Origin of the sequence: Shewanella halifaxensis HAW-EB4 (assembly GCF_000019185.1) — a bacterium.
Lineage (GTDB): Bacteria > Pseudomonadota > Gammaproteobacteria > Enterobacterales > Shewanellaceae > Shewanella > Shewanella halifaxensis.
In genome coordinates this window covers 4,855,516-4,881,735 of record NC_010334.1, presented here as the reverse complement: position 1 = coordinate 4,881,735, position 26,220 = coordinate 4,855,516, and the positions used below count along the sequence as shown (strand labels likewise).

General features: G+C 44.5%; 24 protein-coding genes. 6 read left to right on the top strand and 18 right to left on the bottom strand.

Annotated features, from left to right (window positions below):
- The first annotated feature begins 118 nt into the window (after nucleotides 1-118).
- Entirely contained in the window at nucleotides 119-703 is a 585-nt protein-coding gene (locus tag SHAL_RS20695) for a hypothetical protein (protein ID WP_012279064.1), read from the top strand.
- 161 nt (nucleotides 704-864) lie between these two features.
- Here the strand turns inward: SHAL_RS20695 and SHAL_RS20690 are convergent, their stop codons facing one another.
- From SHAL_RS20690 to SHAL_RS20675, 4 genes are all read right to left on the bottom strand, one after another.
- Entirely contained in the window at nucleotides 865-1,431 is a 567-nt protein-coding gene (locus SHAL_RS20690) for a lipid-binding SYLF domain-containing protein (RefSeq protein ID WP_012279063.1), read from the bottom strand.
- Nucleotides 1,432-1,591: 160 nt separating this feature from the next.
- Complete coding sequence (locus SHAL_RS20685; RefSeq protein WP_012279062.1) at nucleotides 1,592-3,649, bottom strand: S9 family peptidase; 2,058 nt, start codon at nucleotides 3,647-3,649, stop codon at nucleotides 1,592-1,594.
- A gap of 161 nt (nucleotides 3,650-3,810) precedes the next feature.
- The gene (locus SHAL_RS20680) at nucleotides 3,811-4,716 is read right to left on the bottom strand and encodes a hypothetical protein (protein WP_012279061.1); all 906 of its coding nucleotides are present in this window, start codon (nucleotides 4,714-4,716) and stop codon (nucleotides 3,811-3,813) included.
- Nucleotides 4,717-4,897: 181 nt separating this feature from the next.
- Nucleotides 4,898-7,555 carry a hybrid sensor histidine kinase/response regulator gene (locus SHAL_RS20675; RefSeq protein WP_012279060.1) on the bottom strand — a complete coding sequence of 886 codons (2,658 nt, stop codon included), beginning with the start codon at nucleotides 7,553-7,555 and terminating at the stop codon, nucleotides 4,898-4,900.
- Nucleotides 7,556-7,657: 102 nt separating this feature from the next.
- Between SHAL_RS20675 and SHAL_RS20670 the strand changes: the two genes are divergently transcribed.
- From SHAL_RS20670 to SHAL_RS22845, 3 genes are read left to right on the top strand one after another with little or no spacing between them, the layout of a single operon-like run.
- Nucleotides 7,658-8,149, top strand: a complete 492-nt coding sequence (locus SHAL_RS20670; protein WP_012279059.1) for a hypothetical protein — start codon at nucleotides 7,658-7,660, stop codon at nucleotides 8,147-8,149.
- 2 nt (nucleotides 8,150-8,151) lie between these two features.
- Nucleotides 8,152-9,192: a hypothetical protein gene (locus tag SHAL_RS20665; RefSeq protein ID WP_012279058.1), complete on the top strand. Its 1,041-nt coding sequence runs from the start codon at nucleotides 8,152-8,154 to the stop codon at nucleotides 9,190-9,192.
- A 2-nt stretch (nucleotides 9,193-9,194) separates the two neighbouring features.
- Entirely contained in the window at nucleotides 9,195-9,449 is a 255-nt protein-coding gene (locus tag SHAL_RS22845) for a membrane protein (RefSeq protein WP_012279057.1), read from the top strand.
- A 41-nt stretch (nucleotides 9,450-9,490) separates the two neighbouring features.
- Here SHAL_RS22845 and SHAL_RS20660 read toward each other — a convergent pair whose 3' ends face one another.
- From SHAL_RS20660 to SHAL_RS20595, 14 genes are all read right to left on the bottom strand, one after another.
- Nucleotides 9,491-10,492 (bottom strand): hypothetical protein, encoded by a 1,002-nt coding sequence (locus SHAL_RS20660; RefSeq protein WP_223296226.1) that lies wholly within the window; start codon nucleotides 10,490-10,492, stop codon nucleotides 9,491-9,493.
- Nucleotides 10,493-10,496: 4 nt separating this feature from the next.
- On the bottom strand, nucleotides 10,497-11,903 hold the full coding sequence (locus SHAL_RS20655; RefSeq protein ID WP_223296225.1) for a DUF3131 domain-containing protein: 1,407 nt from the start codon (nucleotides 11,901-11,903) through the stop codon (nucleotides 10,497-10,499).
- A gap of 67 nt (nucleotides 11,904-11,970) precedes the next feature.
- Complete coding sequence (locus tag SHAL_RS20650) at nucleotides 11,971-12,297, bottom strand: Hpt domain-containing protein (RefSeq protein WP_012279054.1); 327 nt, start codon at nucleotides 12,295-12,297, stop codon at nucleotides 11,971-11,973.
- A gap of 42 nt (nucleotides 12,298-12,339) precedes the next feature.
- Nucleotides 12,340-13,617, bottom strand: a complete 1,278-nt coding sequence (locus SHAL_RS20645; RefSeq protein ID WP_012279053.1) for a glycosyltransferase — start codon at nucleotides 13,615-13,617, stop codon at nucleotides 12,340-12,342.
- Between the two features lie 156 nt (nucleotides 13,618-13,773).
- Complete coding sequence (locus SHAL_RS22425; protein ID WP_012279052.1) at nucleotides 13,774-14,718, bottom strand: hypothetical protein; 945 nt, start codon at nucleotides 14,716-14,718, stop codon at nucleotides 13,774-13,776.
- Nucleotides 14,715-16,097 (bottom strand): DUF3131 domain-containing protein, encoded by a 1,383-nt coding sequence (locus SHAL_RS20635; protein ID WP_012279051.1) that lies wholly within the window; start codon nucleotides 16,095-16,097, stop codon nucleotides 14,715-14,717. The genes SHAL_RS22425 and SHAL_RS20635 overlap by 4 nt, the downstream gene beginning before the upstream one ends.
- 23 nt (nucleotides 16,098-16,120) lie before the next feature.
- Nucleotides 16,121-17,515 (bottom strand): DUF3131 domain-containing protein, encoded by a 1,395-nt coding sequence (locus SHAL_RS20630; RefSeq protein WP_012279050.1) that lies wholly within the window; start codon nucleotides 17,513-17,515, stop codon nucleotides 16,121-16,123.
- 10 nt (nucleotides 17,516-17,525) lie between these two features.
- The gene (locus tag SHAL_RS20625) at nucleotides 17,526-18,851 is read right to left on the bottom strand and encodes a DUF3131 domain-containing protein (RefSeq protein WP_012279049.1); all 1,326 of its coding nucleotides are present in this window, start codon (nucleotides 18,849-18,851) and stop codon (nucleotides 17,526-17,528) included.
- A complete protein-coding gene (locus SHAL_RS20620; protein WP_012279048.1) occupies nucleotides 18,838-20,694 on the bottom strand; it encodes a glycosyltransferase family 2 protein in 1,857 nt (618 codons plus the stop codon). Before SHAL_RS20620 ends, SHAL_RS20625 begins: the two co-directional genes overlap by 14 nt.
- Nucleotides 20,695-20,777: 83 nt before the next feature.
- Nucleotides 20,778-21,221 (bottom strand): ATP-binding protein, encoded by a 444-nt coding sequence (locus SHAL_RS20615; RefSeq protein WP_012279047.1) that lies wholly within the window; start codon nucleotides 21,219-21,221, stop codon nucleotides 20,778-20,780.
- Between the two features lie 10 nt (nucleotides 21,222-21,231).
- Entirely contained in the window at nucleotides 21,232-22,425 is a 1,194-nt protein-coding gene (locus tag SHAL_RS20610) for a nucleotidyltransferase family protein (RefSeq protein WP_012279046.1), read from the bottom strand.
- A gap of 13 nt (nucleotides 22,426-22,438) precedes the next feature.
- Nucleotides 22,439-22,771 carry an STAS domain-containing protein gene (locus SHAL_RS20605; protein WP_012279045.1) on the bottom strand — a complete coding sequence of 111 codons (333 nt, stop codon included), beginning with the start codon at nucleotides 22,769-22,771 and terminating at the stop codon, nucleotides 22,439-22,441.
- 13 nt (nucleotides 22,772-22,784) lie between these two features.
- Nucleotides 22,785-23,987: a fused response regulator/phosphatase gene (locus tag SHAL_RS20600; RefSeq protein ID WP_012279044.1), complete on the bottom strand. Its 1,203-nt coding sequence runs from the start codon at nucleotides 23,985-23,987 to the stop codon at nucleotides 22,785-22,787.
- A gap of 216 nt (nucleotides 23,988-24,203) precedes the next feature.
- Nucleotides 24,204-24,599, bottom strand: coding sequence for a nitrous oxide-stimulated promoter family protein (locus SHAL_RS20595; RefSeq protein ID WP_012279043.1), 396 nt, complete (start codon nucleotides 24,597-24,599; stop codon nucleotides 24,204-24,206).
- Nucleotides 24,600-24,975: 376 nt separating this feature from the next.
- On the opposite strand from SHAL_RS20595, the gene SHAL_RS20590 reads away from it, so the two are divergent.
- The gene (locus SHAL_RS20590) at nucleotides 24,976-25,809 is read left to right on the top strand and encodes a hypothetical protein (RefSeq protein WP_012279042.1); all 834 of its coding nucleotides are present in this window, start codon (nucleotides 24,976-24,978) and stop codon (nucleotides 25,807-25,809) included.
- Between the two features lie 119 nt (nucleotides 25,810-25,928).
- Nucleotides 25,929-26,219 carry a hypothetical protein gene (locus SHAL_RS20585; RefSeq protein WP_012279041.1) on the top strand — a complete coding sequence of 97 codons (291 nt, stop codon included), beginning with the start codon at nucleotides 25,929-25,931 and terminating at the stop codon, nucleotides 26,217-26,219.
- Nucleotide 26,220 lies beyond the last annotated feature (1 nt).

Here is a 26,220-nt window from a genome sequence, read left to right as displayed (position 1 = left end):
CCCCTCAGCACTTTATTTCGCTGAGGGGGCTTTTCCTTCCCAATATCAAAATTTATGGCTTCAGTTAAAATTTATCTCTTTATGGTAGTCTGCCAAATACCACTTATTGGAGATAATAATGAAAACAATAAAATACTCACAAATCGCTCTGCTAGCGGCTACCAGCTTTGCACTACCAGCCATGGCAGTTACCTCTGAGCAGACGGCTTTTTTTGATAACCTAGCGGCTCACTGTGGTAAGGCGTTTGAAGGAACTGTCACCGCAGGCAATAGCGCGGATTCAGCTTTTAGCGGTAAGAAGCTCATTATGCATGTACGTGAATGCAGCGATACGGTGCTTAAGGTGCCATTTCATGTGGGTGATGACCACTCTCGTACTTGGGTTATCACCAAGACGCCCTATGGATTACACCTCGCCCACGATCATCGCCATAAAGATGGCAGCGAAGATAAGGTCACCATGTATGGTGGCATGACCGCCGATATGGGCAGCGCGACCGAGCAATCTTTTCCTGTCGATGCCTACTCAATCAATAACTTTAGAGAAAATGGTTTAGATGTGTCGGTAACCAACGTGTGGCACATGTACGTCAAGCCGCAAGAGTTTACCTACCGTTTAACCCGTGAAAACCGTGATTTCAGAGTCGACTTTGACCTGACTAAGCCAGTTGATTTACCACCAGTACCTTGGGGTCATAAATAGAGTACTCAGCTTTGATGTGTCTAGGTTCTAGTTTTTAATTGCTAGAACCTAGAGCTGTTTCGCTTTAGCTTCACTCGCAGTGACGAAGTCATGTCCTCGTAGGGCGAAGCCCGACCTCGTCTTTGCTTTAACTCTTTGCTTTTCCTAGAACCTTCTTTTCCCTACTTCTCTTCAAAAGTAAACGACTGGCCAGCGAGGGCTGCTTCAAACATTAATCCGCCTTTGGCTACGGTAAAGACTGCCATCCCATTGATATAAGCGGCTTTAGCTGCGCCTTTCCCCGCAGCTGCTGAGTTACCTGTAGTACCTGCTTGAGCATTGGCGCCAATGTTGATGGCGACAGCAGAGGCTTGAGCGCCGAACTCGAAGCTACCACTGGTAAAGTCTCTATAAGCGGCCTCATCTTTGAAGAAGATAACTTCGCTATAGGCCTGACCACCAAGCTGAAAACCAAAAGAGATCTGAGTTAAGCTGGTGTCACCGGTATAGCGACCACCACGGTAAACTTTGCCTTTACCATAAGCTGCGCCAATGCCAATACCGCCTTTTCCCACGGTTGGGAAAAGCGCATAGCCGTAGGCGTTATTGAAGAATTTTTGAGTTTCGCTAGCTTGTTGAAAGGTGCTCTTCGCTTGAGCATAGCTATCTTCTGCGAAAGCCTGTGGGGCTATCATTACACTCGCAAGCAGACATAAGCTGGCGGTGATTCGTTTGATGAAGCTTGTCATTGAATTATCCTTATCTAGCAAACTGAGCTAAACCTTAGCATACGCTTACTGAACAGAAAGTGAATGCCAGAATTGTAACGGGGGTTATCTATTTAAAGGTAAAATAAAAGCGCCGATAGGCGCTTTTATAGGGATAGTTAATCGACTCTAAACAGATGATTTATTCGACAGGCTGCCCTAACACATAGTGGTTGAACCATTTCTGATCCCACTCCATCTTTGCCTTGCGATGTTGATACTTACTCAGGCCGTGACCTTCACTCGGATAGACTACCAATTCGACAGGGACGTTGAGGTAGTGGTGCAGCGCGCGATATAGACCTTGTGCATGACCCAGAGGTACACGCTGATCGCCTTCGCCAATATGGATTAACGTCGGGGTTTTGATCTGATCGGCATAAGTCAGTGACGAACCATGGTTATAGGCTTCGGGCTTTTCCCAAGGCAACCCTTCCATAAAGTTGACCACATGACCCGGGGTATCTTCGAGGATCCACTGTAGACGTTGATCGAACACGCCAGCGCCAGAACTTGCCGCTTTGAAGCGGTTATTGGTACTAATAAGGGCGTTAGTAAGGTAGCCACCGTTACTCCAGCCCATGACTGCCATCTTGTCGCCATCGATGATGCCGTCCGCTATCAGCTGATCGACACCGGCCATGATATCTTTGACTTCAATATCATGCTCACGGCCAACCAGATCGGTGAGAAACTTATCGCCATAGCCCGTAGATCCACGATAGTTTGGTGATAGTAGCGCCCAGCCGTTAGCGGTGAAGGTTGAGCGGCCGTAGGATCGGTGTTGCAGTGCATAAGGCGTTGCGGCAGTTGGTCCGCCATGAATTTGCACGATTAATGGTAGTGGTCCATCTTCCTTCTTATAGCCTGCAGGAAGATCCAATATTCCCTCGACCACTGCGCCATCGGGTGCCGTCCATTTAACGATAGAGACCTGTGGCAGCTTCCAGCTATCAACTTGTGGGTTGATATTGGTCAGGCGTTTAGCCTTGGCGAGGCTGCTGTTGGCATCGGCGATAAACATGTCGGAGAAGTGATCTAAGCCGTTGTGGCTAAAGGCGACGGATTTGCCGTTTTGGTTAAAGCTGTAGCTGCCGATAACCATGTCACCCGGAACCACGGGGCGGGTATCGCCCTGTTCGCCATCATCGATTTCAGTGCAGAACAGTTTGACGCGGCCATGATCGGCGCCGCGATAACAGATCTCATCACTGTTAGGGCGCCAAGTGAGATCACTTGATGTCAGTGTCACATCGCCGGGGCGAGTCACTTCTAATGACGGCTTATCAGTTGCTTTTGCATCGGCGATAAACAGCTGGCCAGGGTGACCATCATAGTCGATTCTAAAGGCTAGCTCGCTGTTGTCTTGCCAAGCTAAACCTAGTAGCCAGCCGTAAGGTGAGGGCGCATTGTCACGCCACTGGCTATCGGCCAGTACACTATTTTTCTGAGTGTTAGTATCGAAAATTTCAACATCAGACCAACCTTCTAGGAACACCAGTTCATTATCTGTGGTAGTGATACGGGCAACCTTACTGCCATCTTGGCTGACCTTAAATTCCCAAACCACTTTGTCATCATCGAGGAGTAGTTTCTGCTTAAAATGCTCGAGATCGAGCTGATACAGAGGGTTGGTTTTTTGTTCGCCGTGGCCATATTGGGGCGCGCTGTGGCTGGCTCGCATCGACGCCCATTGATCTTTATCGGTTGTGGTTTTTGTGGCTAAAAAGTACAGGCTCTTACCATCATGGCTGAGCTCAAACCCTGCCACTCCTTCGGCTTCCTTAGTTATAGGTTGGCTGTCACCATTACTGACAGATAGGCGAAAGACCTGAGTCTTGCCGTTGAAAGGCGCCTTGGCACCTTCTTGCTTTATTTTACCAAGGTAATAGACGTACTCACCATCGGGGCTCCATTGTGGGCTAGACTCACTCTCGTTGGTGAAGGTCATGCGTTTTGACTGGCGAGACTTTATTTCGACTAGCCACAGGTCGCGCTGGCTCTTATCTAGCTCTTTGTCCCAGCGAGACTCAAGCCAAACTGCTTGTTTGCCATTAGGACTCAGTGTTACCGAGCCCATGCTACCGATATCAAAAAAGTCATCTATGGTGATGTCGTGAGTTCTATCTGCCGCCATGGCGGAGAAGCTGCTGCCGATCAGCGCGGCAGCAAGCACTGACAGCTTGTGTGTTTGCTTCATGTATTAATACCTACCCTTCAATATGTTAACCGTTATTTATTGTTATTATTACTTGTTGTTGTTTTGAACTAAGGCTTAGTACACTAGCGCAACTTTTACGCTATTGGCTATGAAAAATACTCATTGGATAGGGTTTATTTGAGGTGAATCAAAAGCGGTAATTATTGATGCTTAGACTCTTTAAGTTGTTTTTCTTCCTGCATTAGCTGCTGCAAGTAGGAGAGTTCTTCGGAGCTTAGTAACTGCTGACTAGCTTGCATCGGTCTCTTTTGTGGTGGCTGCTGAGCAAGTTTACCGCGCAAAAAGGCGGCCCGAGTGATCTGTTTAAGGCCGTATATTGCCAATACGTACACGGTTAATAGTAAGGTCAGTTTAGTTGCAGCTTGATTGACAACAATGGCCTGTTCACCAAAGTAAAGCGGCACAATGATAAGCACGGCCCTAATAAGCCAGTTACTCATTAATGCAAGAGTGAGCACCAGTAACCAACGAAACTTTATGTCCTTGAGGCTATCTTGATGCAGTCTTGATGTTCGGCCAGGATAGCGGCTAAGCATCTTAATGATGTAATAAAAATAGACTCCAGTCTGAATAAATAACATTGCTGGAAGCACCATGCCTAAGACACTTAAGTTGGACAGCGTTGGTGGTTGACTTAATTCAATTTGAGGCCAGTTATGCTCAAAGATGAGCCGGTAACTGGTGGCTAATACCACTAAAGTGGCGATGATGACGACGGGATAGAAGTGTGGTGAAAAACCGATTGGTTGTTCGATTTCATTGAGGCTGCGATCGCAATATAAGTAGAGCAAGGGCATCATTAAAAAGTAGACGGGAATGATTAAGATAAACAGCAGGTGAATGGGCGCTGGGGCGTTATTAATGTTTAGTAACCCGGTAAAAAAGTACAGGGCCATCAAGCTGAAAATACCACTCAGAATTTTATGATTACCACTTCTCTCGCTGTAAATATAACGGATATACAGGCCTAGCCCTAGGCAGTGTAGACCACCAAGCAATGAGAGCCACCAATAACCTTGAGAGAAAAACTCGTTAAATTCATTCATGCCAAACTCATTTCAACCTATTGCAACCCTAGATGCAAGTGTTTAACTTTTAAACATCGCTAACTAATAGCAATATCTTCTGACGTTCAGGTAATAAGCGAATAATAATCACTATTTTACGCTGGCAGTTGCGAAGAGTTTGCTGGCGGAGACGGTGACATCGATGAGGTCCAACTCAAGCTTAACTGGCGAGCTTGGAGACCGATTTGAGTTTATGCAGCAAGGCTTCCTTTTTAAATGGCTTGGCAAGGTAGTCATCCATGCCTGACTGGTAGCACCTTTTTATATCCTGATCGAGCACGCTGGCTGTTAGAGCTATGATAGGCAGTCTAGATTGGGAATGTAGACCCTCCCACTCTCGAATTTTTTCAGTTGCCGTAAAGCCGTCCATAACGGGCATCATGCAGTCCATTAAAATGGCGTGAAAAGCCTCTCCTGAACTGATGAAATCTAAGGCCTCTTGGCCGTTATTAGCGATAATACAATCGAACCCCGCTTGTTTGACAAGCAAGGATGCTACTTTTTGGTTTACTAGGTTGTCTTCTACTATCAGTATTACAATCCTCACTTTTTCAGGCTCTTCTACGAGCTTGCTATTATTGATCGTACCGTTAGAGTGTTGCTTCTGCCTCAAGTTGCGCCTCTCTAATCCATTGTGTACTGCATTTTTAAAGCGATTGCCTAGTAACGGTAGTGTTACTGTTGCGTCCATATCATCTAATTCTCGCTTCTCTGTTGGTGCATTGATTGCAATCGTAAAAATATCCTTCTGCCTTAGCAGCTCAGGCAAGGCTGCAATGGTGTCTCTCGTGGATGAAAAACTGTCAATAAACAATAGGTCAAATGTTTGTTTATCCTGTAACAGATCGAAGCAAGATTGATAGTGGAAGTTGAGGTTAAAGCCTTGTTGCTGACATTCTCTATTGAGTCGCTCACTGATCTCAGAGTTATTAGAAATAAGCGCAGCAGTTAAGCCTTCGAATTGGTTTGATACAGGCTTTTCTTGGGTGACAATTTGAGATCTTAGTTTAATTGAGAAGCAGCAACCTTCTCCTTTCTCAGAGATAAGGCTGATCTCTCCCCCCATTAATGTTATGAGCTGCTTACAAATAGCGAGCCCAAGACCGGTACCGCCAAACTCTCTTGTGGTCGTGTCATCTTCTTGGGTGAATGGAGAGAATATATGTTGTTGTTTCTCTTTTGCGATACCGATCCCGCTATCATGAATACTAATGAGTAGGTCGCAATAATCTGCAGTATTACTGCAGGATATGACCACCTTAACCCCACCTTCGTGGGTAAACTTCACTGCGTTAGAGAGTAAGTTGACGAGTACCTGCCTCATACGGTGTTCATCGAGGGAGATAAGGTAGGGAGTGTCGTTATCTATCTCGACTTCTAATGTCAGGTTTTTCTCGGCAATCTTTGCCAGTACTATGGTTAAGGTGTCGTAAACGACCTCGGTAATATCGGCATCGGTATTAGTGATAGAGAGATTACCAGACTCAATTTTAGATAGATCGAGTATGTCATTGATTAGAATGAGTAGCGTCTGGGATGAGGTCTCGATAGTTTGTAGGTACTCATTCTGAGTTGCGGTCAGTTTAGTGCCAGCCATAATATCGGACATGCCAATAATACCGTTGAGCGGGGTTCTAATCTCATGAGACATATTAGCCAAAAATGAACTCTTAGCCTGATTGGCTTTCTCTGCCTCCTGTTTTGCTTGTAATATTTTGAGTACATTCTGGTGACGCTCATTGATGAGCTTATTGAGCATTTTGGAAAATAGGCTTAACTCATCGCTTCCCTCTTCGTTAATTTTTTGGGAATAATCATGGGTCTCCTCAATCTGTGACATGGTGTTAATAACATGGCTTAGGTAGTTGATAATCCGTCGGTAGAGATTTGCTCCGATGATGGCAATGATGACTAGAGAGGCAAATAGTGCAGTGCAGAATAGTAAGATTAGGTTTTTAGACTGAGCGATCTCGCTCTGAATGTTGCCAGTGAGCTGGGTGGAAAAAGTGCTCACGACATACTGGATTAAATCAAGACGCTGACGAAATGCTTCTAAGCTTATATTGGGAGTATTCGTTAAGGCTTGCTTATTTAAAATATGACTTCTTAATTGATAACTCTGCTCGAAAGCTTTATCAGAAAAAGTACTGAGTAAGAGTGAGACCTGATCAGGTTTGGCATTAATATCAATAAAACGCTCCACATAAAGTTGTTGGCGTTCCGTGATGGAGTTTAACTGGCTCAGCAGTTCGCTGTCATCGCGGTTTTGTAGCAATAAATTGATTAACCATTTCTCTTCTGTAGACCATAAAGACAGCCACTGCAGCTGGTATAAGATTGCAAGCTGTTGATTTATCTCGTCGTTAAACCCTGAGTTGTCTTTCTCTAGTGTGTTTAACGCTTGAACCTGTAGTTCATTAAACCAGACTGACCAGTCAGCGAGCTCTTCAGCATTAACTTCTGCCAATTCTTTTAGTGCGTCATTGGTGCTAGCTAACCAAGCCTGCATCTCTAAGGTGTTCTTGGATGTAAAGGTTTGTGGCAACTGTTGCTTTATTTGAGTGAGGCTAGGGGTGAAGGAGTCAGGAGTCACTTTTATATCATGCTTAAATAGCTGCTCTTTTGCTTGGTTGGTAAGTTTGTTTAGTTGGGATAAAGATTCGAGAAAGTTAACTTTACTGTTGAGAGTATTTAAGGTCTGAACATTTTCTCTTTGCTTTTTGATTTCCAACGCCGATAAAAATGAGGCAAAGATGAGCGGTAATAGCACCAAGGCTAACATCCGTATTCTTATTGAAACATGATTCAATATGCTCATTTCTACTCCATGAATTGAACAAGTTAACGGTGATCTTGTAGTTTAACTTAGCCTTGACTATATTCAGCATAGTACAAAAACTATCTAGGATTGAGGGTTTTAATGTTTAAGGGATTAAACGAGCGAGCTCGACTTGTCTGTTTTCAGCTATTTACCATGCTGATATTTCTGTGTGTTTCTCCCCCCACTCTCGCTTTAGAGGCCAGTACTGACGAAGACGTTGAGTTTGCAATATTCACCTTGAATGATGACTTGCCGTCGTTAAGTAAGAGCAAGGCAAGAATGATCTATCGCGGTAAGAGTAAGAAAATATCGGGTAGCTTGAAAATTGTCTTGGTAGACCTTCCTGAAACCTCCATTCACAGAGAAGACTTTTATAAGATGCTACTCGGTAAGTCCATTTCGCAAATGAACGGTTATTGGGCTGGGCTTGCATTTTCAGGAAGAGGCACCCCTCCCGAAGAGTTAGACAGCGATGATATTAAACAGATTTTAAAATGGCTTAATGATAACCCTAATGGCATAGCTTATGCGCCTATCGAATCAGTGCCCAAAGAAGTCAATATCTTGATAACCGTGCCTCAGGGAGAGTAGTCATGTTATTTCGCCGACCATTACTTATTGTATTATCTTCAATCATATTTTTACCTGTCGCGCAGGCGAGTATTGAGCTTACCGATAACATTGCTCTCAGTGGCTTTGGCTCTACAGCGATCAGTAAGACTGATAATCGTACCCCGTTGTTTATTAGTCGAGAAATTACCGATGAGACCTGTTATGACTGTGACACCATATTGGGTTTACAGCTAGATGTTGAGCTATTTGATAGTTTAAGCGCATCTGGGCAGGTGGTTAAGCGTACCCAAGATGAGTGGAGTGATCCCGAGCTCGAGTGGCTCTATCTGTCATATGAGTTTGATAATTTTGAGGTGAGAGCCGGGCGTTTACGTTTGCCGCTGTTTCTCGCCTCTGAATACTATTATGTTAGTCAAGCCTACCCTTGGGCCAGACCTCCTCAGGAGGTGTATGACAGCATTTTAGGGTTTACATTTTATGATGGTCTGTCAGTTTCTTGGGATTATGAGATCTCCGATGAGCTACTGTTAACGGTGTCGCCCTATTACGGCTTTGAACGGGTCAATAAGGTCGAGCTGGGTGAATATTTGCTGATATTTGATACCGAATATATGGCTGGGTTCTATATCGACTTAGTCGGGTTTAACTACCGAGTCCATAGCGGTTTTATGCAGACAAAATATCGGCAGCAGCCTTCGGTAGAACAGCAAAAACTGGATATTTACACTTTGGGGGCCGAGTACAGTTATGAATCCTGGCTATGGATGGCGGAGGTGGAGTTCGACCGATTACAAACCAACTGGTATGCCTCAGCTATCTATGCCTTTGACTATTTATCTCCCTATCTAACCTACGGCGAAAGTCATCAGCTGCGCAAATCTAAGGGAGTGACGGCTGGAGTTCGATATGATGTGACCTCAAGTATTTCATTGAACCTTGAGTATCAGATGATCTTCTCTCAAGAGGAGGGCAATCGAGCTCAGTTTGTGACGTCTCCATTGGTCTATGATGAAAGCTCCGATGTGGATTTAGTTACCCTCAGCGTCAACTTTGTATTTTGAGTATGAATAATGTTTTATTTTGGCTTAGCTTTTACCTGTTGATGTTAGCGGTATCGATAGCTATCGGTTACTGCAAGGGGAATATGGTTGCTGGGGCGCTGTTAGGGTATGTGTTGGGCCCGGTAGGGGTTATCTTGATGTTACTGAGTAAAAACAGAAAAATGCTGCCATGCCCAGAGTGTGGCGATCGAATTCACCGTCACACCTATATATGCCCCCATTGCCAACAAAAGGTTTTGAATCGATTACAGCCCTAACCCTTTTGTTTCTGAAGGTGCGCGCTCCCCTATTGAGAGCGCTAGAATTTAAATGAGTAACTCACGCTGATCGAACCATCTTTAAACCGCCCAGTTTCTGGGCCTCTATCCGCACTATTCCAACGGTTTCCAGAATAATTGTTGTACTGCACTGTCACTGTTCCGGGATGCCAATCAAAATAACCAAAGCCATAAGTAAAGTCAGGGTTCCAGGGTTGTTTTTGTGAGCTATCGAGATAATAAAAAACGGTCGCATTGGCATACCAGTTCCCCACTATTGAGTACTTGCAACCTAAGCTAAAAGTTTGATGCTGGGTTTTATATTCAACGCTTTCGAGATCAAAATACTCAGGGGTGTAGTTATAATCAACCTGACAGCCGATAGCGCCTTCATCAGTAAAAGACAGCCAATCAACAAAGGGTTTGGTGATTGGGAATTTCCAGCCTAATGACCAAGTGCCTTGAGAAAACTCGGTATGCTTAACCTCTGAGCTCGGATTGAATCGATTTCCGCCATAGTTTGAGTAGAGCAAACTAAAGGTATAGGGGCGCCAATCACTATAGCCAAAGACATAGGTAAAGTCAGGATTCCAGGGCTGTTGTAACTCGCTATCGAAATAATGATAGGCAGTAGCCGAGACAAACCAGTTACCGATAATAGAATACTTTAACGATAAGCTTGCTGTTAGGTTTTGGTTACTGGGTCCGGTCGTTGCGTTAGCGGGCAGGGTCGCTGGCGTTTCGACGAGTGGATAACCCAGGTTCACGCTAGCGCTCCAGCGTTTATACCAAGGCAGATCGTCTTTCCATTGCTCAAAAGGTAACATAAACGAGCTACTGATCCCTTTCCATACTAGCTCGGCCTCGATGGTCTTTTCAGGTGTGTTGCTGTTGCTGCTGTTGATCACTGCTGCAGGTGTAGAATGAGGGGCGTGTTTGGCCATTTGGGTTTGATGTTCAGTAGCCCCCGCCTCAAGTGTCATCATGAGCAAAATCACAGCGTAGGAGCAGCGCTTGAGCATCCATACTAAGCCATTTATCAATGATTCAATCCTTTAAATCCTTAATGCTTTCATCGAGTATCCGGTGAGCTGTTATATCGGTTTGCAAACTTTTGTTATCGAGTAGAGTCAGAATCGCCTGTTGAGCACGAGTTTTGTACCAAAGGCTGACTAAAATCAGTGAATTAGTATTTATATTATAGGCGGTATTTGTTTTTCCGTCGGCATAAAGACCTGTTGGTATAACGGCGTGCCTAGCGCTGTTGCTAACAACAAGATTGGCAAGTTGTTGGCTATAGTCATCATTAAAAAGTACGCTCATTGCAAATGCCGCTTTATTGCTAAATGTCTGAGAGTTGCTTGTAGCTTTACCTGAGTGAGAAACGCTTTGCCAAGCGACTCCTTGATAAATAATGTTGTTATATAAAAACCAAGGCGATTTGCTTAATGAATCCTCCGCGTAGGCCGTGAGCCTATTAGCGGATTTAGCGTTAAGTTTGTGTACTTGATAAAGTTGTTTAAGTTGGTTCCAACAGGAGTCTTTATAACCTATCTCTATCGCATAAAGCAGGTAGGGATCGGAGGTGAAAAAAGGCAGGTTACCTTTATCGGTTAGTAGTGAAACACCATTTAACTCTGTGGTTTCGAGGTTCTCGCAGCGAAAAGCCTTGTCGACATTGAGGCCAGCTAACCGATAGCCGGTAGCGGCATATTGTAAGTAACCTAGACGACCTTCTTGGCGAAAATACTCCTTACTTGAAGTGAGTTTTGTACCGTATAAATTACCATTTTTTGTTGCACGCTCAAGCTGCCATCTGTTTTGCAGTATTATGATCTTGTGGCCCAAGCGGGGCTTATTTTGCTTAAGTATTTCAAACCAAATGTAGAGACGCCCTAAATCTAATGCTGACCAGCCGTTACCGTTCGATGGAGTATGGCTCATTCTGCCTGAGGGAAGTGCCGTTAAGGTATTGTATTGGCGATTCGGCAGCACCCCTTTATAAAGTGGCAATTGCAGCAATGTGTTGAGCATCTTCTCGAGCCGAAAATCGGTAAGTTGTTGGCTATTAATCGCTAAGGCTTCCAATGCCAGTAATCCAGCAATACCACTCGCAACATCCCACATAGTGGTATGACTATAACCTTGTACAGAATCGATTAACCCGGTAGTTTCATTCCAATTTTTATCAAAATACCTTTGTGCCTTGCTGATGAGTAGCTTTTCATGGCGTGTGAGTGGTTGGTGACTACTCTTTTTTAAGGAGTCCACAATTTTGACACTTGCCGTAATTGGCACTGCTATTTTGCTCGGGGGCCGGGGAATTATGGCTCGACGTTGAAACTGAATTGGCGACGAATTTTCTGTCACCTCTTGCTGTTGAATACCACGAGAGAACGTTTGGATATGAGATTTTGTCGCTACATCTTCAGCGTAAAGATTAGTTGTAGCCAATACGAGCAGCCCTGCAAGGCTTAACCGGAATGGATAGGAGGGGTTCATATCCTTATCGGGTTGTAAGCTATTGTAAGATAGCTTGAATTTGTTTATTAATCGCTTGAATTTCACTACAGAGGTTATTTATTGCACTTCTATCCGGGATGGTGCCAGCCTTTGAGTTTGATTCTACAACTTGAGCTAAGCTCATGGCTTCTGTTGCACAGAGGTTGCTGTACATCCCCTTTAGCTCGTGTGATATCTGGAATAACCCATCGATATCCTCTGTGTCATATCTTTGCAGAATGATGCTATCACTCGCTCCATACTCCTCGATATAGAGAGAAAGCAACATGTTAACCATAGAGTCGTCATCCCCGCAGAGAGACTTTAGTTCATCAACTTTAATCATAGAATGCTCCTTTGCATTTTTTGCTGTATGCATTTAAGAAGATTATAAGCTTGTCTCAAGTGGTGTCATTTTTACTTTAGTTAACCAAGCGGCTAATGCTTTTGCTGTCATTAGGTTTTCACTTCCTAATTCACAGTCTTTAGCGTTGATGAGCTCGTCAGGAAGTTTATCGATAATGATCTCAAGATCTGCGGCAGTTTTAATATGCTCATCAATAAGTTGTGCCATTTCATGGCTGTAATTGATATCTCTGGCTCGCAGTGCGGTGACTAGCCCCTGTAATAGGGTTAACCAAGTGCTCATCGGCCCCTGAGTGATCGAAGCGGACTCGGCAGCTGAGTCGACGAATGCAAATGGCACGGTGACAATTTTTTTATCGTATTGCATTGCCGCTAAGATCCAGTCGGTATCGAAAGAGAAATCAAAAACACTAGGTTTTGCAAGAATGCATTGTAACGCTTCACGACTAAACAGTTTATAGGCTGCTTGGGTGTCATGAATACCTTGAGAAAAGATACTTGAACCTACCATTCTTTGCATATGTCGCAAGGTTTTAATGCCTATTCCCCAGCGCTGCTCCTGCTTGACGAGTACTGACATCGGGTGTTTACGATTGCCGAGCACCACCTGCGCCTTTTGCTCAATAAAGGGCTGCAAAATAAGGCCTAGTTGTCCCATATGTACTGAATTATCGGCATCGGTATATAGGACTGCGTCCACATTGTCGGTGAGGGCCTGGATACAGCCATGAATAATGGCACCGCCTTTTTTTGAATCATCGACATGCTTAAGATCTGCAAGCGGTCCATGATTGGTATTAAGACCATCACTAAGCTTTAAGACTTGTATCTTTGAGCTTTGTTCTGACAACGCGGCGATACGAGTGGCGATATCGAAACTTGTATTAGGGCAGCCATCATCAACTGGATACAAGCGCCAGTCGACCAGTGTGTCTTTGCATATCCACTCGAGTTGCTGCACTTTGGTGAGTAATGAGTTTTCGCCATTAGGATTGGAACGGGTCTTTGTAAGCAGGCGGTGATGCTCTCCCCACATTGCAAACACGACCCCTATGGTTAATGGAGTCGAGATTTGGCGTATAAACTGCTTAGAGAGTGCGAGTTTGACGGCAATCTTGAATAGCAGCGGGCAATCACTTTTTTGCGACAAGGCAATAAGCTGTTCTGATGAGGTTTGTTTGAGATCCAGTAGCGATTCAGCCAGAAGAAGTAAGGCATCTTGATGGGAGGACTCGGTTAAGTCAAATTGGTTGCTGGCGGCGCGGTAGAGTTGCTCTAGATCTTCTCTGGGGGTCATCATAACGAATCCTTTCATTGGGGCGAGGCAGTGCAAAGCGACCTGTATGTATTGCCACTAAATATAGGCTAGTAATAGAACTGTGAAACAGCAAGTTTTAGCGCTGCTTTATCTATAATTTTAAGTCGTTTAGTCCTGCTCTATTCCATATGACACGCTTCACTTTTGTTCGGGGTGTTGCTCATTATTTTTGCTTTCTTGCGGTGTTTTTGTTTGCGTGGTTATCGGCTCTATTTGACGCTTCTGCTTAGCCGCGACATTGGGGTTTGGCGCCGTTCCTAAGTTGCTTTTTGCCATCGGGTTTTGCTGTCGTGTCGATTGTTGTTGTGTTGATTGTTGGAGCTGATTCTGTTGGGCGGCTGCCGATATGCCGGTTTCAGATGTACTAGGCTGTTGAGCGGGGTCGTATTTTTTTGAGATTTCATTTGCTGGCGCGAAACCGAAAGTGGGGGTCTTTGATATATTAGTTTGTATGCCTGAAAGCCTCTTTTGCTGACGATTAGTGGCCACTGGCGCTTGGTCACCGAATTGGGGCGAATTATGTGGGGGCAGAAGTGCGGCTGCGGGTTGGTCAAATCGGTTTAGTCCAAGCTTTGGCGAGTTAAACTCAAACAGATTCAGTTTATCATTCCATATCTGTAGTACGCTTAATTCAAGATCGAGTGTCGCATCGATACCCCCATTAATATCATTAACTTGCATCGCTACCGATAGTTGAGTATTGGCTATTTCGTAACGCTGGTGGAGTTGCTGGCGTAGTTGTGACCAATTGGTTCCCCCAGTGAGTAGATAGCGAGTGCTATCGGCCCAATGTTGATAGGCAATGGGATCTGCTTCCTTGTCGGCGGCAATAGCGGCAAGTGATGCTGCCAGTCCGGCAGTCTGCCACATCTCTTGTGGGGATAAGTTTTGAGGATTACTAATGAGTAATATGCTGAGCCGTTGCCAGTGCTCGGCGGCCTTGGCATATGAATCTTTAGCTAATAGATAGTTGCCCTTACTAAAGGGTTTGAGTGAAATTTGCCGTGGCTCTGCCTGTAATCCAAGACTACATAGTAAAGTGAGGCATAAAATAGTGTATCTCCAGTGATAGTGTTTGCTCATCTAAATGTCTCCACTAAACATTTTCCTGGATGTTCAAAGCGTGAGTTTAGGCGAACGTCACGATAATCCTTTTGTGTGTTAGCCTGATAAAGCTTGCCGTTTTGCTTGTACAGCAGTGCCTCGAGGATCCCCGCATTGGTTTTTATGGTGATACTTTTTTCGTAAGCACTTGAGGATTCATAACGTCCCTCGTACCAGCCTCGTTGGGGGTGGTACATCTCCTGTACTAGAGTGAGTAGCTGTGTGGTGTACTCAGTTCTCCAAAGCGCCCACATCTGAAATGCTACCCGAGTCGACACGAGGGCGAGATGGTCATGGCTACTGCCGTCTTCGGCAACGGTTATCCAAGGCGTGCCCAGCGCATAGATAGCATCGTAAACAAAATAAGGGGCACCCGATACCACGTGCTCACCTCTGGCGGTATAGATGCGCTCTAACTCCCAGCGACTCTGTTGAACTTGGTAGACTGAGTCGGCCATGGCAGCGAGGGCTTTATTGCTATGGCTTGCATCAGAGGAGTGACTATCGCTAATGTCATCCCAGTTGAACTCGAGTCCTAGCCATAGAAATGGGGTGCTAAAAACAGGGCGAAGCACGTCAAAGAAGCGAGGATCTCGACCATCAAAGAGCAGGTCGATACCATTGATAGTAATGACCTCATACGGTTCAAGACTGATGCTTTTACTGGGAATAATCTGCCAATCTAAATAACCATAAGAGGCGTACTCTTCTATACCAAGACGCCCCTCTTTATAGCTATTGACCTGGCCTTGATTGATATTTCCGCCATAGAGCTGTCCATCGTCAGAAACGAGACTGCAAAAATTCCAGCGTAGTACGGCTTTATCGATATATTCTGCAAATTGGGGGTTTTTCTGTTTAGTAATAGCCAGAGCGATCAGTAGTCGGCCTATATCGATGGCTGACCAGCCGAGTTCGGCGCTTTGATTGGCATAATTCACCATCTCTTTCGTGCTGGTAGAATAGACTTTATTGGGTACGCCTTGTCGCGTCAGTGGCATGTTGCGCAAAAAATCGATCACCATGGTCAGGCGTTCATCATGTTCTCTGGTTGAGATCAATTCGAACTGAATCGCAGCTTGCAGAGCGATTAAGTAGTCCGCTAAGGCTGCCATATCCATGGTGGGGTAGTTGTCAATTGAGTTAACTAAGCCTGATGAGAGCTGCGTGTTGTTGATGAAATAGCGCCATGCCGTGTTAGCCCAAGTGAGTTCTTGCTCAGTGAGTTCACCATGTCGTCCCTGACGGATTAGTTGGGACTGATTAATTTCAGACACACCGGACTGCACTCCCTGGTACACAAGACCGCAAGCTTGAAGGTACATCAGTAATAACAGCAGTGCACATCGTCGTAGCATATGACCTCTGTCAGAATTAATAATTAGTTTGCGTCGGTGACTCGAGGTAAGCACTTTCCTTCATGTCCAAATGGTGATTGTAGAGCTTTTGTCCATATACTCGGTGCTGTAGTTGCCTGATACTGCAGTAACTTACCTTGCTTCTTATAGAGTAGAATTTCCAATAGGATCCCGTTATTGTTTGAGGTAAAGGTGTTAATGAGTCCAGTGCCATTTTCAAAAACACCTTCATAAAAGCCTTTCTCACGGTCATAAACATGGCTCACGTGTTCAAATAATAGGTCGGTATATTCTGTATCCCACAGAACCCACATCCCCATCGCCCCTTTAATAGCAACGGCAGAGTATTGAGGCAAGAAATCGCCGACTTCAGAGATGGTGTTCCAGGCAAAGCCGTCGGTATAGATGGTGTCGTAGACAAAGTAGGGAGCGCCGGCGAGTTGATGTTCGGTTCTGGCGGTGATGATCCCCGTTTCATGATAACGCTTCTCCTGCACTCGGTAGATCTGTAATGCAAATTCGGCAACCCAGCTGTGGCTGTAATGAGCATCATGCGAACTTCTATCGGCGGTGAGATCCCAGCCAAGTTCAATACCATCGAGTACGTAACTTTCTGTCACCACGTAGCTGTGAGCCTTAAGTTTGCGTGGGTCGCGAGTATCATAAGGGACATCGTAACCATACATGTTTATTGTTGCATAGGGCTCAGGCATTAAGGCTTGTTTGGTGTTGAACCCCCAGAGTTCGAAGCCTTTTGCCGCATACTCTTCGTAGCCTAAGCGTCCCTCTTGTAGGTACTGAACCGGTTTACCAGGTTCTAGTAGGGCACCAAACATAGTGCCGTTTTTGTCGACAACATTGCAAAAGTTCCAGCGCAGTACTGCGGAGTCAATAGCGTTGGCATATTGAGGAAAGCGGTGCTTGATAATATGCAGCCAGATAAGCAGTCGGCCTAAATCCAGTGCGGAGTAACCAATTTCGCCAGGTTGGTTAGCATAATCAACTTTTGCTGCATTTTGGGTATTGTAGGCTTTGTTGGGTAGCTCCCCCATAAAGAGATCGATGGTGTTTAAGGTTGCAATAAAGCGAATGAAACGACGATCGAACTCCTCTTTCTCAATAATGCCAAACTCTAGGGCGCTGACCATGCCAGCTAAGTACGACGAGGCGTCCCACCAAGTGACAGAGGGGTAGTTATTTACGGCATTGACCAGTCCAGTCGACTCTTGATAGTTATTTTCAAAATATTTCCAAGCGATCCTTGCCATCTCTAACTCTTGCTCTGTCAGTTCACCAGATCGCGGCTTTGGGGTACTCCAGTGGTTGTGCCGTTGAACAATATCAGTGGAAAAACTTTGATAACTATTGCCGCAAGCAGTCATTAAAAAAGCTAAGCATACGGGCAGTGCTAATCGCATAGAGGCTCCTTTAATGTTGAGCTTCAACGCCAATATTGAGAAGCGCTCCGCTTTGAATATAGGCAAGCGATTCCAATACGATGCCATTAGTATTGGCCGTCAGTGTTTTATTTATCTGTCCATTTTTTTCATATAGACCCGAATACCACCCCTCTTTGTCGGATTTGAGCGTGTTGACTCCCTTAATCAGATTATTGGCATATGGAGTGTCATAGAGTGAGTACCAGCCAAAAGCAGCTTTGGTCGATAGGGTCCTAAATTCTGAGGCATCGTCACCGGTGTCGGTAATCGCATTCCATTTTTTACCATCGGAAAAAACCGTGTTGTAGACAAAGTAGGGCGCCTGATCGATATGGTCTTCACTCACGGCAGTCAGTACCCCTAATTTTTTGTAGCGTTCCTCTTGGGCCTTGTAGACTCTATAGGCAAATACTTTTGAGATGCTGTCTCCGCCAAACTCAATGCTATCTAGGATGTATGACTCGCTAACGACATAGTTGTGGGCATGATACTTATCGGGATCTCTGCTATCGGTAGGAATATCGACACCATTGATGTTGATAAACTTTAGATAATCTGCGTATTTAAGGGCATTAAATACGTCTCGTCCCATTAAGCTAAGAGCCTTGGAAGCGTATTCTTCATAACCTATACGCCCCTCCTGAACGAGTTCAAACTCCCTATTTGAAGAAAGTCTGGCGCCATATAAGTAGCCATCTTGCGTCATGGCAGATATTTGCCAATGCTGCAGCACTGCATTTACTTGACGATTAAATTTGGGGTATTGCCAAATCAAAATGTTCATTGGCACCAAAATTCGACCAATATCGATGGCGGACCAACCTATCCCTCCTTCTACAATTTGGTTGTTGTAATCAACCATGGCTAAGGTTTGAGTGTTGTAGGCTTTATTGGGGAGCTCGTCCCGCACTAAGGGTAATCTAGCCAGTGAATTAAGTGCTTTCTCTGTCTTCAGGCTAAACTCTTCATAGCTAATAACATTCAATCTTTGGGCTGAAATCAATGCCATTAAATAGGAGGCCGTATCCCACATCGTCGTGGATGGATAACCATCGACAGAATTGACTAATCCGGTGTTGTCTTGGTAGTTATTTTCAAAGTATTGCCATGCTGTTTTTGCCCACAGGTATTCTTGCTCGGTGAGTACCCGAGTTTGTCTAAAGGGGAGCTGTTCGCTGGGGGCAAACGAAAGGTTGCCCATCACTTGGTTGTATTCGCGGGTTTCTATGCTGAACGCAATCGCAAGCGCGGTAAATAACCCCACTAAGAAAACGATATGATGCCGAGCCTTTACCCATGAGTTACTCGATTCCATAATTTAACTCCTCAACTTTTATTTGACTCGGCATATTTGCAGATGGTGGCGACCAACAAGCCGCGGCTATCATTCCCCACATGGCCATCATGTTATTGATAGCCCAAAAGCTGTTTAAGATCAGGCCTCCTAATGAGTAGTCACCAAATGTCTGTGTACTATAGGCATACCAAGCAAAAAGCATGCTGGCTAAACTGAGAAGTAACACGGCTATCTGCGGGATAACCAAATGTAAAAAGCGTCCCTTCTGGCGGTTCTTAGGGGTCGTTGGGAAGCTGATCTTTCTGCCTCTTAATACCGTCCAAAGTGCTCTTAGATTGACGGGGAAAAACGAGAGAAAGTTCGTTTTCCCTTGGTAACCCGAGACGCCCCACGTACCGACCATCATGGCCAGCTCCGCGGTAATAACAAAAGGTAAGAAGTGCATATAGAAGGTGGTGTCGTAGGCGCTAACGGGGGCGATACTTGTTAGAAAGTAAACGATAGGACAGGCGAGGAATATGATGTTCCAAATTGCAGATAAATTAGACCAAAAACTGGCACCATACATGAGTTTTTGCTTCAGGTTCATGCCTTTTTTAGTGAGTGGATTATCGTTCATGAAGATATCGATGGAGCCCGCTGAGTATTTAAATCTTTGTACCGTCCAGCTTTGCAGGTCTTGGGGGGAGAGCATCTTGCTCTCAACCTGCGGATGTTGAACCGATCTCCACTGGCGTTCGGTATCACTATGAAGAATGAGTGAGGTATAAATATCTTCCGAGACATGAAATTTATAGGGAGTAAACTCGGTATCAAATATGATCTCTTGGCGCAAGTTGAGTGAGATGTTGCTGTCGACCTGTTTCTCTTTGGTCAATTTACGGATCTGTTTCTCTACGGCGTCATGTTCTTTGCTGATCTGACGGCTATAGCTACGTAGCGCAGCTTCCATGACCGCCTCTCTACGGTGTATTGAGCCTGCACCACAACAAAATGATGCATTTGCCCAATTGCGGCGGCGTTGAATGATGTCATAAAACATCTGCGGGTCATTTGCGAAGGGGTCGCGTCCTAGCGTTACAGGCCCGTAAAATCGCTCTATTACACTACCTAGCCAGCCTACAGGGGTTCCTAACCGCTTCTTCAACCATAGAGGTAGGCGCTCTCCGGCAGGTAGATCGAAGAACCATTGTGGAGTTTGTACCCAGGCCACATCAGGATTTTTAAAGTAGCCCAATGTGTTCTCTAAAATACTCGGGAATGGGCGAGTATCTGCATCGCAAATAACAATAAAGTCGCCATAGGTTTGTTCTAGTGCATTTCTTAGATTGCCCGCTTTATAGCCGATGTTGCTGTCTCGGGTGATGTATTCAACCTGCATTTTTTTGGCAAGCGCTGCCATTTCAGGCCTTTTCCCATCATCCAAAATAAAAATTCTAATTTCGATTTCATGAGGGTAGGTTACTTTGAGCGCATCTTTTATGCTGAGTTCTACTAACTCGGGTTCTTCATCAAAGCTCGGAAATAAAATATCTACGCTTAAAGGCCTATCTTCCATTGGTTCAGTGATGCACTCATTGATGGTTTTTGGCGGATTTTGTTTCGGTTCATCTTTGGTTTTCCAAAGATTGAAGGTGAATAGGATGGTACCGATAAAGGCACAGGACTCAGCAAAAGCCAGTGGAAATGAAAACCACATCGCCTCGTAGTTTAATGCAAAACCCCAGCGCCAAATTAAGTACCAGAGCCCTAGGAAAATATTACAGGTGGCGAGGTATTGATAGAGTAACTCCCTAGGCAGGCTGTGCGGCGTTGGCTGTGGCGGTTTACGTTTTTCAAACTCGTTGAAGTAAAAATTCATTTAGGTGCTCTCCGTATCCATACTGTTAACCTTTAAACTTCTCGAGTGGGATAAAAATAAACCTTTCAAATATCATGACAAATTCAACAAGCTTTTTTTAATAGCTTGAATGTGTTTTTATTTTTATTTGAGCTGTACTCAATTGCGTCTGAAAGCTGCTGAATGATCTTCAAACCTCTATTACTTTGCAGCCAAGTAGTCGGGTCTTTTTCTATAGGCTCAATAAAATCGGTGTCAGGCAGGTTTTCAAGAATATGTAATGGCATTGAGCTACCGTAATCAGATACCTCAATAATTAACTGCTTTGCTTCTGTTAGATAAGATGTAATGTCGAATTTTGCGCCGTCGAGATTAGCGTAAGCATGCTCAAATACGTTGTTGACGAGCTCTACGAGACAAAGCTCCATCTGTCCGATAACTGCGACATCTAAGTCTAGAGATTGCCAAAAAGGAAGAATATCAGAGGCCACTGTGCGAGAGGCCTCCAAGCTACTGGAATATTGTTTGTGAAACTTCCTTGTATTCACTTTAATCCCCTTATTTGACTTGTTGTAATGACATTGGGAGATTTATAGGAGCTTGTAGAGATTTATAAACCTCTTCCATGCTGGCATTTCCGAGTAATGGCCGGGAAACATTGCGATTTTTCAGAATATGCACGTACTGACAGTCAGAAAGTAGTTGGGTATAGCCATCGTGTCCAAGCAAGTAATCACCGAACATGGTCTTGTTCGCTATGTATGCATCATCGGCAAGGTGAATGTAGTCGCATATTAGGGTATTGCTAACGAGGCTTTTACTCTCAACTTTGCAGTTTGCACCAATGACTGCAGGACCTATTATGGTGGCGCCATCTTGAACTTCACAGCCACTACTGATAATAACGGGAGGCGTTATTCTGCATTGGCCGATATTGATCCGGGTATTGATCCCGAGCCAAATACCTGGGGAGACTTGAGTTCCGGGTATTGGATAGCCTTTTACCTTGCCATTTAGGATGTCACTTGTGACCTCCCAGACATCTTTAACTTTCCCGACATCAAGCCATTGAAAGTCCATGTTCACCGCGTAAAAATCAACCTGCCTCTCTACGAGCAACGGAAATAGGTCGCTGCCTATATCGAATTCGGTATTTTTAGGAATGAAATCAAATATCGCGGGCTCAAAAATATAGATCCCGGTGTTAATTTTATTAGAGAGTGCTTCTGCTTCTGCAGGCTTCTCTTGAAAGCTAGTAACTTGGTTATACTTATCGGTGACGACTACACCATATTTGCTGACTTCGGAGGTATCAACTTCTCGGGTAATGATGGTGGCTAGCCCGCCGTGTTTCTTGTGATGCTCTACCGCCTCTTTCAGATCGAGATCGATCCAGGCATCTCCACATACGACGACAAATGTTTCGTCAAAAAAACCGGAAAAGTCTTGTACTTTCCTCATCCCCCCAGCACTACCCAATGCTTGGCTAATATATTCACCATTAACTTCTTTTGTTTCATAGGAATAGGAAAGCTGCACATTAAAATGGTGTCCATCTCCAAAATAATTCTCGATTATTTCGGCTAGGTGGCTGGTATTGACGACTATTTTGTCTATACCATTTTTGGCAAATAATTGAATCATAGACTCCATAACTGGCTTGCCTAAAATGGGTACCATCGGCTTTGGTATCGCATAAGAGATTGGTTTTATTCGAGTGCCTTTCCCTGCGGCGAGTATCATCCCTTTCATTACATTGACCTCTTTATGCTGTTGTTGCTAACGCATCTTCTATTGTCGGATGGCTTAAAATGAGCTTGTCCATACGGGTTAGTTTGAGCAAATCTAGAATAGGTTTTTGTGGATTGACTATGCTGATTTTGGTATTGCGAAGCATTTTATAGGCGCCCATCACAGCACCGAGCCCGCTACTATCCATAAAGCGAACGGCACTTAGATCAAGCACTAGATGATCGCGGATATTCCCCTTTATCTGTTCGAGTTCTTCACGAAAAGAGGGGGCTAGTCTTGCATCGAATCTAGCTTCATTGATCTGTATTACGGTATATTGGCCTTTCTCAATAATATCGAACTGCATGATGTTTCCTCTCTTAATTGCCTTTCCATTCAAAGGTTAGCAAGCTGATATCATCGTCGAACTGCTCTATGCCACACCAGCTCTTTACGGTATTAACAATGGTTTCAGTTTGCTCTTTAGCTGGGTTTGGTGCTAACTCTTGCACCAATTGCTTTAACCTTAATTCTGAGTATTGCTGCTTATCTAGGGACTCTGCTTCAGTAATACCGTCAGAGTAAAAAAATATTCGGTCGCCCTGATTGAGTTGTACTTGTTCGGTCTGATAGTGGGCAAAATCGAACATGCCAGCGACAAAACTGTCTTGTTCGATGAATTGGCATCTTTGCTGCTGTTTTTGTAGCCAGATCATCGGAGGATGACCGGCACTTGCGTAGCTTAAGGTGCCACTTCTGATATTAAGAACGGAGTAAATCATGGTGAAATAGAGGTTGTTATCATCTTGGCTAAGGTAGGTTTGGTTGAGCCTAGATAACACCTCACTCGGATCTCTCAACATATAAAATGGATCGGTGTCTTTTTTACATTTCACATTTGAGCTCGTGCCTGAATTAGCACTAATGCTCTGTTGAATGGCAAAAGACATTAATGCAGAGGCAACGCCATGCCCGGCAACATCAAATAGATAGATGGCAACGTGCTCTTCATCGAGTTGCATACATCCCAGCATATCGCCGCCTATTTGTGCACTGGGGATATGAGTGTAATGCAGCTCGACGCCTTGAAATGTCGTTTGACTCGGTAGCATTCGGCGGATAAGGGCATTAGCGGAATCTAAGTCTTGGCGGATGGTTGCGTAAGCGCGGTCGAGTTCAATATTTTTGGCAAACAGTTGGTTGTGCAGCTCTAAATTTCTAAAACCAGCCTTAAGGCGAGCATCAAGCTCATTAATGTTGGTTTCTTTAGCGACAAAGTCGTCTGCCCCAGCATTGATGCCTTCGACAATCGACTCTTCATCATCACGGCCTGAAAGTAAAACGAAGAAGATATAGCGACCATAATTGGGAGACTTTAAGTGATAACACAGTTCGATGCCGTTCATTCCAGGCATCATCCAGTCGCTTAAGACGAGTTGAATCGAGGTGTGGGTTTCGAGTTGAGCAAGTGCGTCAATACCGTTGATAGCAGTAATGACATGGTAGCCTCGTGAAGAAAGCATTTTAGTCATCAGTAGCTGCATAACTTTATTATCTTCTACGAGTAAAATCTCATTGCTCAAATCTTCAGCCTCCGTGCCGCATAAACCTACCGAGCTAAATCTCGTTCGGTTTCGAATAAGTCCTTTTACTTTTCAAAAGTCTAGTCTTGAATTTAAAATACGACAAGAAAGTTGCAGATAGGAAGGCAAAATAAGCTGGCTAAGATAACTTTTAAACATTTTACAATGGCTTATAAGCTATCTTACTGACATAGAATAATGCTTAGGTAAGAATAGTTAATCTTTGCTAGCAAGGTTTATGCGTTGATGACGGTTTGAGCTTGCTGCAGGTGGCTTACCCGGTGCGGGCTTGCGTTCCGATAATAGATGAAGAACGGCCATAACTGGATGGGGAAGTAACATTCTTGGGCCGGCAAAAATCATGATCTCACGGGCTTTAGCTTTCATATGTGGCTTATAGCAATGCACGGGACACTTATTGCAGGTTGGCTTGTCTTGCCCGTAAGGGCACCTGTCTAAGCGAGTATGGGCATATTCAATAAAGCTTTCACACTCTTCACAGGGGTGTAATTCAGAACTTTTATGGTGTGCCTTACAGTAGATCTTGACCATAGCTGAAACCGTTTCAAACTCTCTGAGAAGCTTGCCACTGAGTAGTTGTTCAAATGCCATGGGATACCTTAGTAAGTTACTGGGTTATTATCATCATAAGAGGGTTCGCTTTTGCAGACAAAATATAAGCTCGAAAGTTTGAAGATGTGCACAAAATAGTGTTTTCCTGTCTAATCTTATTCTTGACGGCACGGTAGCAGCAATAAGTGAGTGATTTAATTAACGCAGAAATTAGGTCAAAATGGCGGGTGAATGAGACTATTTATGCTTTGTAATACTCAAAAAAACGAATAATTTTGATACCCGATTAAAAAAGAGATATAAATACTTGATTTTATGAGAGAGAATGCATTAATAATAATGTTTAATTTTCACTCATTCGTGTCGCCCTGTAGCGGGGGGCGGATGTGTTCGTGGCCAACCTATGGTGGAAACAATGAAAGAAATAGCCATTATCCTTCTGATTGTAATAGGTGTTTATCTCTATAGACGCACTCAAAAAGCGGCGCAAGCAGAGAAAGAGCTGGCAGCTAAGCAGTCTGAAGAGGCGCTAGATGTGCCTGAGGCGCAGATCAAAGATATTACCCCAGAGACAACTGAAGAGATATCGACGCCCACCGTTGAAGGTGTGAGTTTTGAGTCTAAAGTTGACAACGTTGAAGCGATCCAAGCTGCTATTGAGCCTGAGCCAAAAGCTAAAGTAGAAGCGGTTGTTGAAGCTAAAGCTGAGCGCGCCCCCGAAGTCGAGGAAAAAGTTCAGCCTGTTGCAGAGCCTGAACCAGAGGTGGTAACAAAGCTTGAAGTTCAGGCGGAAACTAAACCTGAGTCTGAGGTTAAATTAGAAGCTAAGCCAGAAACTCAGGCTGCTGACTTGTCATGGGCAAATCCGAAATTGACTAAAGCCCTTGCTGATTTTGAACAAGCCAGCGACACTCCAGCGCAATATTTAGCGGTTTCTACGGCTATTGCTGAGTGTTATAAGCAGCGTAAGCACAGCGAATATGTGCAATATGGTGCAACGCTTTCTCAAAGCTATCTTGAGCTGTTTTCGGCCTACGTTAAGAGTCTTAAGGCTGAAAATCCAGACGCTGAAGTGAAGGGGGCCGCAATGATGCACCTGTCGACCCTACTTAATGATAATGGCGAGTTCGACAGTGCTATATCAATTTGTAAGACTGCAATCGAGTATGGTCTGACCGATGGTACAGTGACGGGTTTTGAAGGACGAATTACCCGTATCGACAAAGCTAAGGCGAAAGCCAACAAATAGCATTAACAGTTAAAGGCAATCGATCACTAAGCTGTGTAGAATAAGCACAGTGGTTACCGAAAAGGCGAAACCCAGACTCGAACTTGGGGCTTCGCCTTTTTATTTATAGGAAGTGTTATATGAGTTTTCGTTCGCTATGTTTGTTAGGTATGGCTTCAATTGGCTTGGTGGCTTGCACTCAATCACCCGAGTGGACGCTACTGTATTATCCCGATAGTCAAACCCAACCCAGTGTTGAGCAATCATCCAGCTATATTAGTGGCTACTATGAAACGATCGAACAGTGCCATGCAAAAGGAAAGGGACTTATCCGCCTAGGTGATGATATCAGTGGTCATTATGTCTGTGGTTATCAGTGTGAGGCCGATGGTCAGTCACTTAGCTGTCAAAATGTGATTTCCTCAAAATAGC